Consider the following 12,037-nt stretch of genomic DNA (forward strand, 5'->3'; position numbering starts at 1 on the left):
CGGGGCCTCACCGCCTGGGGGGCGCGTCGAGGACGGCTTCGGCGGCGACCGCGCGGAAGCTGCGGACGGTATGGCTCCATCGGAAGCGGTCGGCGCGTTGTCGTGCCGCGTCGCCCAGTGCCTGACGGCGCCGGGCGCTGAGCGCGAGGGTGCACCAGTGCGCGGCGAACGAGCTCTCGCCGCGGGCCAGCAGGCCGGTGGCCCCGTCCTCGACGGAGTCCCGCAGGCCGGGGATGTCGAAGCCGACGGTGGGGGTGCGGCGGGCGGCGGCCTCCATGACCACCAGGCCCCAGCCCTCGACGAGTGAGGGGTGCAGCAACAGCCAGGCGGCGCAGAGCAGTTCGTGCTTGCGCTGCTCGGAGACGTGGCCGGTGAAGGTGACGCCGGGGCCGGCCTGCGCGGTCAGCCGTGCGCGCTCCGGCCCGTCACCGACGATCACCAGGTGGCCGCCGGTCACCGGCCGGACCCGCTCCCACAGCCGCAGCAGCAGATCGATCCGCTTGTACTCCACCAGCCGTCCCATGGCCAGGAACAGCGGCTCCGGGGCCTTGGGGGCCAGCGCGCCCGGCTCCTCCACGCCGTTGTGGACGAGCCGGATCCGGCCGGGGTCCACGCCGAGGCCGCGCAGTGCGGACGCGGTCGATCCGGAGACCGCGACCATCAGGTTGCGCTGGTGGGTGGCGGCCAGCGCCCAGTGCTCCAGACGGCGGCCGAGCCGGGCGGCCGGCGCCGGGTAGCGCAGCCGCCACAGATCGGTGTGGACGTGGTTGACCAGGCACAGGGTCGGGCCGCGGTGCCACAGCGGCGCGAGATAGGGCATGCCGTTGCAGACCTCGACCAGCAGGTCGCAGGCGTCGGCCCGGCGGGCCAACTGGCGGGGCGCGCGCAGGAAGTGGCCGGCGTCGCCGCCCGCGGACACCACCCGGTAGTCCCGTGCGGCCGCGGGCCCGCCGCACAGCAGGGTCACCTCGTGGCCGTGCGCGGTCAGTCCGGAGGCGATCTTGTCCACCAGGAGTTCGGAGCCGCCGGCGGCGGGGTTGCCCAGATCGCGGCGGGCGAGGAAGACGATCCGGCGGGGGAGCGGGGGCCGGCCGGCGGCGGGGGGACCGCCGGCCGGCGGTGCGCAGGGCACCGGGGGCGGGGAGGGGCGTACGTACGGGGGCATGTGCGATCCAACTCGTCTCAGGGTGCGGTACCGGCGGTGGGGGGACGTACTGCGTACTGAGTCGTGCGGGGCCGTGCTGCGCCGTGGGGTGGACAGTTTTCGCCCGGCCGGTGCGCCGCGGCTACTCACCGGGGTGACAAAAACGGGTCCGAACCTGACTGACGCATCATCACTTCGCTCCGGGGCCGGACCGCCGGCCGCGCGCCACCCACCCCGCCCCGGCCACCGCCAGCACCCCGCCCGCCACCGCCGCCCCCACCGGCAGCGTCCGGCCGACCAGCGCCAGCCTGTCGCTGTCCGCCTTCGCCAGCCGCACCTGCGCGCGCTGCGTCGCCGGGGTGAACCGCAGCTGCCGGCCGCGCAGCAGCACCACCGCGTCGCGCCGGGAACCGGGCGCCCGCAGGGTCTTGAGCGGGGAGATCGCGGCATGGATGATCCGGCCGGTGCGCTGCTCGACGACCAGCTCGATGCCGGAGTTGGCGTACCACTCCTCGGCCTGGATCTGGCCCTGTCCGCCCCGCCCGACCAGCCGCCCGGGGACCTGCCGGCTGCCGGTCCTGGTCGGCGGCACCGTCCCGGTGAAGCGGTAGCCCTCATGGCCCTGGATGTGCCGGGTGCCGGCGTAGCGGAGCGGGACGGCCGCGCCCAGGGTGTTGTCCCACCAGCGGTAGCTCTTCTTCTGCACGTCGAAGGGGAATTTGAGGTACGCGTCGCCGTCGAAGCGGGTCGGGGCCTCGGCGCAGCAGTGCACCGGCGCATTGCTGTGCCGGTCGGTGACCCAGCGCTCGGTGGTCCACTGGAACGCCTTGCGCGGATCCTTCAGCGGCAGCGTCCGAGGGGTGTCGACCGTGGTGGAGACGTCCCACACGGCCCGCCCGCTGCGCTCGCTCGCCGCGACATCGCCCAGGACGTGCCGGGTGATGGTGATCTTCTGCCGGTCCCTGGTGCGCAGCGCGGCGGTGTCGAAGTAGCTGCCGGTGCCGGTGAAGACGGTGGTGACATCGACGTCGATCGGGGTGACCTTGGCCCGTGGCTCGACGTACCAGGCCAGCAGGGGGGCCAGGACCAGCAGGAAGACGCCGAGTCCGAGGACGGCCAGGGACAGCGGCGATGCGGTGCGGGCGGCGGCGGTGGGCGTGGCGGAGGGGGTGGCGGGCTTGCCGGATGCGGGCATACGAGCACTCCTGGAAGCGGTGGGGGATCACGCTCTGGTGCACGTGCGGGGCGCCGTGGCCGGTCCGGTGCGTTCGCTCCCGGCGGCCCCGGGCGTCATGGGCCGGGAACGTAAGCGAACTCTTGACAGGGCGTCAATGCCCTTTCACACTCGGCAGGCACCACGAGTGAAGTGGTGCCGCGCTGTGGGACGCGGCGCCGAGCCGGCCTTGATCCGTCGCACCCCGGGCCGTGCGTGTGCCGTACCAGCCTCGACAAAGACCCGAGGTCTCCGGCATCGACGAAGGGCCGCCGCGCCATGCACCGAACGCTCGCCGCCGTACTGACCGCACTGGCCGCCGCCGCACTGGCGGTCGGCGTCGCGCTCGGCATCGTCGCGGCGCTGGGCGCCACCCCGAAGCAGCCGAACGTGCCGCTGGTGACCTTCGGCCGGACCGGCGAGTAGGCGGGGCCGGCGTGCGAAGGAGGTCCCGGTGGTGACCGCCGTCCGTTCCGCCTGGCGTGAGGTCCCGGCCCACCAGGTGCGGCGGTTCGCCGCGCTGGCGCTGGACGAGGTGCCTGCCCTGGCCCAGGACATCCTGCGCGAGATCCGCCGGGAGTACCCCCAACTCCCTTTGGTGCACGATGAGTTCGGCGAGCCGCGGGCGCTGGTCGGCATCCGGCAGTCGCTGGAGCACTTCGTCGCCCATATGACGGCCGGTCTGGACCGTCCGCACGTCCACCCGAGGGTCTTCCAGGAGTTCGGCCGCGGCGAGGGCATCCAGGGCCGCAGCCTGGACGCCCTGCAGGCCATCTACCGGCTGGGCGTGCGGCTGGCCTGGCGGCGGCTCGCCGAGATCGGCCAGCAGGTCGCCATCCCGGCGCCGGCGATGTACGAGCTGGCCGAGTCCGGGTTCGAGTACCTGGACGGACTGGTCGCCGAGTCCGTACGCGGCTACGCCGAGGCCGCCGCCCGGCAGGCCGGTGAACGGCTGCGGCTGCAACGCGGCCTGATGGAGCTGCTGTTCAGCGGCTCCGGAAGGAGGCGGCGCGGCAAGGGCTCCGGGGCGGCGGGGGCCGCCGCGCTGCTGCCGGCGCTCGCCGAGCGGGCCGCACGGATCGGCTGGCCGCTGCCCGAGCAGGTCGCCGTCGCGGTCCTGCTGCGCCCGGCCCGCGAGGCGGTGGCGCCCGCCGTCGCCTCGGACGTCCTGCTGGACATGGAGTGCGAGCGGCCGCGGATGGTGGTGCCGGAGCCGGACGCCCCGGGCCGGCGCGAGCTGCTGGCGCGCGCGGCGGCCGGCTGGTCCGGCGCGATCGGGCCCGCCGTACCGCTGCTGGACGCCGCGAAGTCGCTGCGCTGGGCCGGGGCGGCGGTCGATCTGACGGAGCGCGGACTGCTGCCCGCCGGTGAGCTGCTGCAGTGCACCGAGCACACCGAGGCGCTGATCCTGCTGCCGCCCGAGGAGCTGATCGAGGACCTCACCCGCCGCCGGCTCGCCCCCCTGGAGAGCTGCGGCCCCACCCACGGGCGGCGGCTCGCCCAGACCCTGCTCGCCTGGCTGGAGACCCGCGGCGGGGCCCCGGAGATCGCGGCGAGGCTCGGTGTCCATCCGCAGACCGTGCGCTACCGGCTGCGCCAGATACGGGAGTTATGGGGCGGGGAGATGGACGACCCGGACCGCCGCTTCGAACTGGAGCTGGTGTTACGGGCCCGCCGGCTGCGCGGGGAGCTGACCTGACCGGCCGCGCGGGCCCGGCGGGTCCACCGGTGTCGCTCTGAGGGCCGGGCGACCTCCAGTGGCCCGCGGCCGGTTCAGCCGTCCCCGTCGCTCCCCGCCGCCCGGCGCCCGACCAGCACCTCCATGCCGTCCAGGAGGCGGGCCAGCCCGAACTCGAAGAGCGTCTCCAGGGTCACCGCGTCCTCCCCGACCCCGTCGATGCCCGCGTACATGGGGTACGAGCCGGACTGCAGGATGCCCTCGAACACCGGGTCCATGGAGGCCATCCACTGGTTCTGGTCCATCCCGGTCTCCTGCTCGGCCTCCAGGTCGTCCTCGAAGCCGGCGGCGGTGGACCGTACGTAGTTCAGCAGGGTCACGGCCATGTGGATCAGGGTGAGCGGAGCCATCCCCTCCACCCGCGCCATGGTCCACTCGATCAGCGCCATCGCCTGCGGCATCGGCCGCGGCCGGGTGATCGACAGATACTGCGCCAGCCACGGATGCCGCTGGTAGAGCTCCCATTGCAGCCGCGCGCCCGCCTCCATCCGCTCCCGCCAGCCCTCCGGCGCCGGCCGGGGCAGCGCGACCTCGGCGAACGCGGCCTCCGCCATCAGCAGTTCCAGCTCGTCCTTGTTGGCGACATGACGGTAGAGCGCCATCGAGGACACCCCGAACTCGGCGGCGACCCGGCGCATCGACAGTCCGCGCAGCCCCTCGGCGTCGGCGACCTTGATCGCGGCCCGTACGACGCGTTCGCGGCTGAGCCCGCCGTCCGTCTCGCGCGGGCGCCGCTCGCGCGCGGCCTCCGCGCGGGGCGCCCGCTCCTTTTCGGCCACGACCGTGCCCACGCCCGGTACGGCCCGTACGAGCCCCTCCTGGCGCAGCGTGGTGAGCACCTTGGTGGCGGTCGCCATCGCCACGCCCCACTCCTGGGTGATCCGCCGGGTCGACGGCACCCGGTCGCCCGCCGCCAGCTCGCCGGCGTCGATGCGGCGCCGGATCTCCTCGACGATCCGTCGGTAGGGCGGCGCCATCAGCGGGGGCCGCGCGAAGCGCGTCGTTGAGGGGTGGTGGTCGGGCGGCGGGTGGGATGCTCCACGGGGCAACCTCCGTACTAGTGCACCAGGGGGATTTGCTTGCTGTGAGGGTAGCAGCGGGGGTGCCACCAGCACCTCGCACTAGGTAGGTGCACTAGTGTGATGCAGCTCCAATTCCCTTACTGCTCCCGCTGTTTGCACCGTAAGCGCAACCTGTTTACCGTGTCAGCCATGTCGTTTACTTCGTACACCTCCAAGCCGCTGGCCGGCCGCCGGGAGTGGATCGCCCTGGGCGTCCTCCTGCTGCCCTGCCTCCTGGTCTCGATGGACGTCTCGGTGCTCTACTTCGCGGTGCCGTTCCTGACCGCGGAGCTGGATCCCAGCAGCGTCCAGCAGCTGTGGATCCTGGACGTCTACGGCTTCGTGCTGGCCGGCCTGCTGATCACCATGGGGGCGCTGGGCGACCGCATCGGCCGCCGCCGGCTCCTGCTGTCCGGCGCCCTGCTCTTCGGCCTGGCCTCCGCGCTCGCCGCGTACGCCCGGAGCGCCGAAATGCTCATCGCCGCCCGGGCGTTGCTCGGCGTCGGCGGTGCGACCCTGATGCCGTCCACGCTCGCGCTGATCCGCAACCTCTTCCACGACGCCAAGCAGCGCGGCACCGCGGTCGCGGCCTGGTCGGCGGCGGTGATGGGCGGGATCGCGATCGGGCCGGTGCTCAGCGGGGCGCTGCTGGAGCACTTCTGGTGGGGCTCGGTGTTCCTGATCAACACACCCGCGATGGTGCTGCTGCTGGTCTGCGGGCCGCTGCTGCTGCCGGAGTTCAAGAACCCGGCGGCCGGACGCTTCGACCTGCCCGGCTCGCTGCTGTCCCTGCTCGCCATGCTGCCGGCCGTCTACGGCGTCAAGGAGATCGCCCGCGACGGCTTCGCGGTGCTGCCGGCCTGCGCCCTGGTGTTCGGCCTGCTGGCCGCCGCGGCCTTCGTCCACCGCCAGCGCACCGCCCGCCACCCCATGCTCGACCTGGAGCTGCTGCGGCACCGCGGGTTCAGTGTCTCGGTGCTGATGAACCTGCTGGCGACGTTCGCGGTCGTCGGCTGCGCGGTGTTCTTCACCCAGTACCTGCAGACCGTCAAGGGCATGAGCCCCGTGGAGGCGGCGCTGTGGAACCTGCTGCCGACGCTCGCGGTGGGCGGGATGGCGGCGGTGGCCACCGGGCTCGCCCGGCGGATGGACCGGGCGTACGTCATCGCCCTGGGGTTCGCCGTCGCGGCCGGCGGCTTCGTCTGGCTGTCCTGGCTGGAGCCGGGCTCCGCCCTCTGGTACGTCCTGGTCGCCTCGTCGGTCTACGCCTCGGGCCTGGTGATGGTGATGTCCCTCGGCAACGAACTGGCCATCGGCGCCGCCCCGCCGGAGCGGGCGGGCTCCGCCTCGGCCCTGCTGGAGTCCGGTACCGAACTCGGCGGTGCGCTGGGCATGGCGATCCTGGGCAGTATCGGGAGCGCGGTCTACCGCGGCCACATGGACGACGCGCTGCCCGGCGGGCTCCCCGCCCAGGCGGCCGACGCGGCCCGCGAGACCCTGGCGGGCGCGGCCGCGGTGGCCGGCGAACTGCCCGGCCGGGCGGGCCGGGCGCTGCTGGTCGCCGCGCGGGAGGCCTTCACCGACGGGCTGCAGACGGTGGTGCTGGGCGCCGCGGGGGTGATGCTGTGCGCCGCGGTGCTGGCGGTGGCGCTGCTGCGCGGCCTGCGCACCACGGGGGGCGAGGAGCCGGGAGCGGTGGACGCGACCGGTCCGGCCGCCGCCCCCGCGTCCGCCGCCCCCGAGGCCGTCAGCTGAAGTCGAACTCGCCGGTGCGGGTCCGCTTCAGTTCGAAGAACTTGTCGTAACCGGCGAGGAGGCGGACGCCGTCGAAGATCCGCACCGCGTCCTCGCCGCGCGGGATCGCCATCAGCACCGGGCCGAAGAACGCGACCCCGTCGACGTGGAGCGTGGGCGTGCCGACGTCCTCGCCGACGGGGTCCATGCCCTCGTGGTGGCTCTTGCGCAGCGCGTCGTCGTACGCCTCGCTGCCGGCGGCGCGGGCCAGCTCGGCCGGCAGCCCGACCTCGGCCAGCGCCTCCTCGATGACGGTGGCGGTGTCCTTGCGGCCGTCGTTGTGGATCCGGGTGCCGAGCGCGGTGTACAGGTCGCGCAGCACCTCCTCGCCGTGCTCCTGGGCGGCCGCGATGCACACCCGCACCGGGCCCCAGCCCGCGTCCAGCAGCTCGCGGTACTTCTCGGGAAGGTCCTCGCGGCCCTCGTTGAGCACGGACAGGCTCATCACCCGGAACCGCAGATCCAGGTCGCGGTGCTGCTCGACCTCGAGGATCCAGCGCGAGGTGATCCAGGCGAACGGGCAGATGGGGTCGAAGTAGAAGTCGACACAGTGGCGGGTGCTGCTCGGGTTGGTCATGGGGTCGAGGTTAGAACGCCGCCGCTCCGCCCGCCCGGTCCACCTGCCCCCGACGATCCTGGGCCACTTGCCGCCGCGCCCCCGGACGGGCCCGGGGCGGTGCGCCGGTCTCACTCCGGCGCGACGCCCAGCATCCGCTGCAGCAACTCCTTGAGCAGGGTGCGCTCGGCGACCGTCAGCTTGCCGAGGGGTTCGCGGGCGAAGCCGAGGGAGGCCCGCAGCGCCGCGGCCGTGCGTGCGCCCTCGGTGGTCGGGGCGGCGAGCTTGACGCGGCGATCGGCCGGGTCGGGGCGGCGCTCGACCAGGCCGCGGGACTCCAGGCGGTCCACGATGCCGGTGATGTTCGACGGCTCGCACTTCAGGCGCTGGGCGACCTTGCGCATGGGCAGCGGCTCGACGCAGAGCAGGCCGAGCACCCGGGCCTGCGCGCCGGTGAGGGAGTGCTCGGCCGCGGCGTGCTCGTACTCCTCGTAGTAACGGGCGACGACGGTGCCGATGAGATCGACGACCTCGACGGTCAAGGGGTCCGGGCGCACTGTCATGGGCACCAGGATACCCAATTACTTGACAGCATGAAATATCGAGGAGCATCATTGTTTCAGTACCTGAAGCATTAGGAAGGACCGCGCTCATGTCCGCACTGCCCACGACCGGCCGCGAATGGCACCTCGTCGCCCGCCCGCACGGCTGGCCCACCCCGGACGACTTCGCGCTGCGCGAGGCCGCGGTGCCCGAGGTCGGCGAGGGCCAGGTCCTGGTCCGCACCAAGCACTTCTCGGTCGACCCGTACATGCGCGGCCGGATGAACGACGTGAAGTCCTACGTCCCGCCCTTCCAGCTCGACCAGCCGATGGAGGGCGGCGCGGTGGGTGAGGTCATCGCCTCGCGCGCCGACTCCCTCGCCGTCGGCGACCACGTCCTGCACGGCCTCGGCTGGCGCGAGTACGCGGTCCTCGACGCCCGGCGCGTCGCCAAGGTCGACCCGTCGCTGGCGCCCCTCACCGCCTACCTCGGCGTGCTCGGCATGCCGGGCCTGACCGCCTACGCGGGCCTGCTGGAGGTCGCCTCCTTCAAGGAGGGCGACGCCGTCTTCGTGTCCGGCGCGGCCGGCGCGGTGGGCAGCGAGGTCGGCCAGATCGCCAGGCTCAAGGGCGCCTCCCGGGTCATCGGCTCGGCCGGCTCCGACGAGAAGGTCAGGCTCCTGGTCGAGGAGTACGGCTTCGACGCGGCCTTCAACTACAAGAACGGCGATGTCGCCAAGCAGCTGAAGGAGGCCGCGCCGGACGGCATCGACGTCTACTTCGACAACGTCGGCGGCGACCACCTCGAAGCGGCCATCTCCTCCCTGCACGTCCACGGCCGGGTCGCCATCTGCGGCATGATCTCGATGTACAACGCCACCGAGCCGACCCCCGCGCCGCGCAACCTCGCGCAGATCATCGGCAAGCGCCTGCGCCTGCAGGGCCTGATCGTCACCGACCACTACGCGCTCCAGCCGCAGTTCGTCCAGGAGGCCTCCGCCTGGATCCGCTCCGGCGAGCTGAAGTACAGCGAGACCAAGGTCTCCGGCATCGAGAACGGCGTCGAGGCCTTCCTGGGCCTGCTGCGCGGCGAGAACACCGGAAAGATGATCGTGAGCCTGGACGACTGAGCGGAGCCCCGGCCCGCGGCGGCCCGGTCCGCACCCGGTCGCGGCGGGCCGCGGGCCGCGGTGCGGGCACGGGCCCGGCTCGCGCGGAAAACCCCTTGCCGCAGGAGCCGGCCGGCGTCAGGGTCCGACCCATGGCAGAGATCACCGTGCGTCCCCTGGAGCCCGACGACTGGGCCCTCTACCGCGCCGTCCGCCTGGCCGCCCTGGCCGACGCCCCCGAGGCGTTCGGCTCCACCCTGGGCCGCGAGCAGGCCTTCACGGAGGACGGCTGGCGCGAGCGTCTCGCGCACCGCAGCCAGTTCGTCGCCGAGGACGGCGGCGAGGCCCGGGGGCTGATCAGCGTCGTCCCGACCGGCCCGGGGACCGCCGACCTGGTGTCCATGTGGGTGCACCGAGCCGCACGAGGACGCGGGGCCGGCGACCTCCTGGTCCGCGAGGCGCTGCGCTGGGCGGGCGACCACGGCCGCCCCCGGGTCCGGCTCTGGGTGACGGAGGGCAACGCGCACGCGGAGCGGCTCTACGCCCGCCACGGCTTCCAGCGGACGGGGCGGGTGCAGCCCGTGCGGGCCGGATCGGACGAGCGGGAGTTCGCCATGGTCCGCCCTGCACCCCACCCCCTTGCGCCTGCCCGTTAGGCTCGTCGGCAGGCCGTCGCGATCCGTGGGCGCGAGTCGCGGCGAATCACAGGAGGATCTCGTATGTCCATCCAGACCGTCGACGTCGTCTACACCGCCGTCGCCACCGCTGAGAACGGCCGTGACGGCCGCGTCGCCAGCGACGACGGCAAGCTCGACGTGGTCGTCAACCCGCCCAAGGAGCAGGGCGGCAGCGGCGCCGGCACCAACCCCGAGCAGCTCTTCGCGGCCGGCTACAGCGCCTGCTTCCAGGGCGCGCTCAGCGTCGTCGCCCGCCGGGAGAACGCCGATGTCTCCGGCTCCCGGGTGACCGCCAAGGTCGGCATCGGCAAGACCCCGGACGGCGGTTTCGGCCTCACCGTCGAGCTCGCGGTGTCGATCCCCCAGGTCGACGCGGCCACCGCCCAGGACCTCGTGGAAAAGGCCCACCAGGTCTGCCCGTACTCGCACGCCACCCGCGGCAACATCGACGTCAAGCTGACCGTCGCCTGATCCGCCGCTGACCGGCGACTCCACCAGGGGCCGCATCCCGCGAAGGGGTGCGGCCCCTGTCGCGTGGAGCCGGCGCCGGGGCGGCCGGGATCCGCTCCCGCCCCGCGTGCGGCTTCCGGCGCGTGGGCCGGATTCCGCCCCGTGGGTCGCTCAACTCGCGCTACTCTCAAGGGGCTTCATCGCGTTCCTCCCCACAGCTTCGCCGGCGCACCGCCGGCGGAGGCCCTGACTTCCGGGGCCTGTCCGGAGGAGCGAGGAGGAGCGATGGACGATCAGGACACGGAGCAGGAGAGCGACCGATGGGCCCCGCCTGACAGGTGGCAGGTCGTACTCGGCGTGCTGAGCCTGCTGGTGGCGGTCGTCGCGTGTGTGGGGCAGTTCGCCCGGTAGTCGGCGGGTTGGGCCCACAGGTCCGGACACGGCCGGTGCGCGCCATCGAGGCGGGACGGTCAACGGGGGAGTGCCCGGGCCGATCCTTCGTGCGGCGCACGACTCCCGCGCCGCTTCCGCGAACCGGCCGCACGACGCGCCCGGGGCGGGACCCGACGAGCCGGGCTCCGTCGCCGACAACCCCTCCGGTGTGACGCAGGCAACATTCGCCGCGTCTTGACGCGATGGCCGTGTAATCGATTTCGTAGCCCCCACGAAAACCTCCTGAAATCGATTACACGGCGATCGTGCGAAGCCCCCCGGGGCGGTTCGCGGTCGCACGGACGGAAACGGCAACGGCGCCATGGCGAACATCAAAGATGTGGCAGAGCGGGCAGGGGTCTCCGTCGCCACGGTCTCCCGGGTGCTCAACGGCCACAGCCCGGTCGCCGAGACCCGGGAACGCGTGCTGGCCGCCGTACGGGAGCTGGGCTACCGCCCCAACAACGTCGCCCGCGCGCTGCGCACCGCCCGCACCGGCACGCTCGGCCTGATCATCAGCGACCTCACCAACCCCTTCTTCACCGAGCTGGCCGACGCCGTCGAGGACGCCGCCCGCAGCCTCGGCTACAGCCTGGTCATCGGCAACGCCGGCGAGCGCCCCGAGCAGCAGGACGACCACATCCGCACCCTGCTCGACCGCCGGATCGACGGCCTGCTGGTCAGCTCGGCCGGCACCGGCTCGGCGATGCTCGGCGAGGCCGTCGCCGCCGGCACCCCGCTGGTCCTGCTGGACCGCACCGTGCCCGGCGTCGACGCCCCCTGCGTACGCGCCGACGGCGCCGCCGCGCTCACCGATCTCGCCGCCCATCTCGCCGCCCTCGGCCGCCGCCGTCCCGCGATCATCGTCGCGCCGGCCGGCACCCCCACCGGCGAGGAGCGCCTCGAACTGTTCCGCACCGCGCTGGCCGGCCACGGCCTCGCCCTGCCCGACGAGCGGGTCGGCGCCACCCCCGACCTCCAGCCCACCGGCGGCCGGCGGGTGATGAGCGGCCTCCTCGACCTGCCGCAGCCGCCGGACGCGGTGCTGGCCACCGACAACCTGATGGCGCTGGGCGCGATGGACGAACTTCGTGCGCGCGGGATGCGGGTGCCCGACGACATGGCGCTGGTGGTCTACGACGACGTGCCGTGGTTCGCCCACATCGACCCGCCGCTGACCGCCATCGCCCAGCCCACCCGCGAACTGGGCCGGGCCGCCGTCGCCACCCTCCTGGAGCGGATCGAGGGCCGGCCCGCCGACTCGGTGCTGCTGCCGGCCCGGCTGGTCGTGCGGCGCTCCTGCGGCGAGCGGGCCGGCTGA

Annotated in this window: 13 protein-coding genes; 8 read left to right on the forward strand and 5 right to left on the reverse strand. The window is 73.6% G+C overall.

Annotated elements, in window-relative coordinates; all coding sequences use genetic code 11:
• Positions 1 to 7: 7 nt before the first annotated feature.
• Together AC0680_RS23180 and pgfA are read right to left on the reverse strand one after the other, a co-directional pair.
• A complete protein-coding gene (locus tag AC0680_RS23180) occupies positions 8 to 1,165 on the reverse strand; it encodes a glycosyltransferase family 4 protein (protein ID WP_478631803.1) in 1,158 nt (385 codons plus the stop codon).
• A gap of 169 nt (positions 1,166 to 1,334) precedes the next feature.
• Positions 1,335 to 2,339 (reverse strand): cell envelope lipid trafficking protein PgfA, encoded by a 1,005-nt coding sequence (pgfA, locus tag AC0680_RS23185; protein ID WP_478631806.1) that lies wholly within the window; start codon positions 2,337 to 2,339, stop codon positions 1,335 to 1,337.
• Between the two features lie 297 nt (positions 2,340 to 2,636).
• On the opposite strand from pgfA, the gene AC0680_RS23190 reads away from it, so the two are divergent.
• Complete coding sequence (locus tag AC0680_RS23190; protein WP_478631809.1) at positions 2,637 to 2,783, forward strand: hypothetical protein; 147 nt, start codon at positions 2,637 to 2,639, stop codon at positions 2,781 to 2,783.
• A 28-nt stretch (positions 2,784 to 2,811) separates the two neighbouring features.
• A complete protein-coding gene (locus tag AC0680_RS23195; protein ID WP_478631812.1) occupies positions 2,812 to 4,056 on the forward strand; it encodes a PucR-like N-terminal domain-containing protein in 1,245 nt (414 codons plus the stop codon).
• Positions 4,057 to 4,130: 74 nt separating this feature from the next.
• Here the strand turns inward: AC0680_RS23195 and AC0680_RS23200 are convergent, their stop codons facing one another.
• A complete protein-coding gene (locus AC0680_RS23200; RefSeq protein WP_478631814.1) occupies positions 4,131 to 5,072 on the reverse strand; it encodes a TetR/AcrR family transcriptional regulator in 942 nt (313 codons plus the stop codon).
• 234 nt (positions 5,073 to 5,306) lie between these two features.
• On the opposite strand from AC0680_RS23200, the gene AC0680_RS23205 reads away from it, so the two are divergent.
• Positions 5,307 to 6,911, forward strand: coding sequence for an MFS transporter (locus tag AC0680_RS23205; protein ID WP_478631817.1), 1,605 nt, complete (start codon positions 5,307 to 5,309; stop codon positions 6,909 to 6,911).
• Here AC0680_RS23205 and AC0680_RS23210 read toward each other — a convergent pair.
• On the reverse strand, positions 6,904 to 7,527 hold the full coding sequence (locus AC0680_RS23210) for a mycothiol-dependent nitroreductase Rv2466c family protein (RefSeq protein WP_478631820.1): 624 nt from the start codon (positions 7,525 to 7,527) through the stop codon (positions 6,904 to 6,906). The genes AC0680_RS23205 and AC0680_RS23210 overlap by 8 nt on opposite strands.
• A gap of 110 nt (positions 7,528 to 7,637) precedes the next feature.
• Positions 7,638 to 8,069 (reverse strand): MarR family winged helix-turn-helix transcriptional regulator, encoded by a 432-nt coding sequence (locus AC0680_RS23215; RefSeq protein ID WP_478631823.1) that lies wholly within the window; start codon positions 8,067 to 8,069, stop codon positions 7,638 to 7,640.
• An 89-nt stretch (positions 8,070 to 8,158) separates the two neighbouring features.
• Here AC0680_RS23215 and AC0680_RS23220 point away from each other — a divergent pair, with 89 nt between their 5' ends.
• The 5 genes from AC0680_RS23220 to AC0680_RS23240 all read left to right on the forward strand — a co-directional run bounded on the left by AC0680_RS23220 (position 8,159) and on the right by AC0680_RS23240 (position 12,037).
• Positions 8,159 to 9,178 (forward strand): NADP-dependent oxidoreductase, encoded by a 1,020-nt coding sequence (locus tag AC0680_RS23220; protein ID WP_478631826.1) that lies wholly within the window; start codon positions 8,159 to 8,161, stop codon positions 9,176 to 9,178.
• Positions 9,179 to 9,309: 131 nt separating this feature from the next.
• Positions 9,310 to 9,813, forward strand: coding sequence for an N-acetyltransferase family protein (locus AC0680_RS23225; protein WP_478631829.1), 504 nt, complete (start codon positions 9,310 to 9,312; stop codon positions 9,811 to 9,813).
• A 63-nt stretch (positions 9,814 to 9,876) separates the two neighbouring features.
• Positions 9,877 to 10,305, forward strand: a complete 429-nt coding sequence (locus tag AC0680_RS23230) for an organic hydroperoxide resistance protein (protein ID WP_478631832.1) — start codon at positions 9,877 to 9,879, stop codon at positions 10,303 to 10,305.
• 264 nt (positions 10,306 to 10,569) lie between these two features.
• Positions 10,570 to 10,695, forward strand: coding sequence for a hypothetical protein (locus AC0680_RS23235; RefSeq protein ID WP_384427165.1), 126 nt, complete (start codon positions 10,570 to 10,572; stop codon positions 10,693 to 10,695).
• A 343-nt stretch (positions 10,696 to 11,038) separates the two neighbouring features.
• Entirely contained in the window at positions 11,039 to 12,037 is a 999-nt protein-coding gene (locus AC0680_RS23240) for a LacI family DNA-binding transcriptional regulator (RefSeq protein WP_478631835.1), read from the forward strand.

This window comes from Streptomyces sp. NPDC043738, from assembly GCF_056436545.1.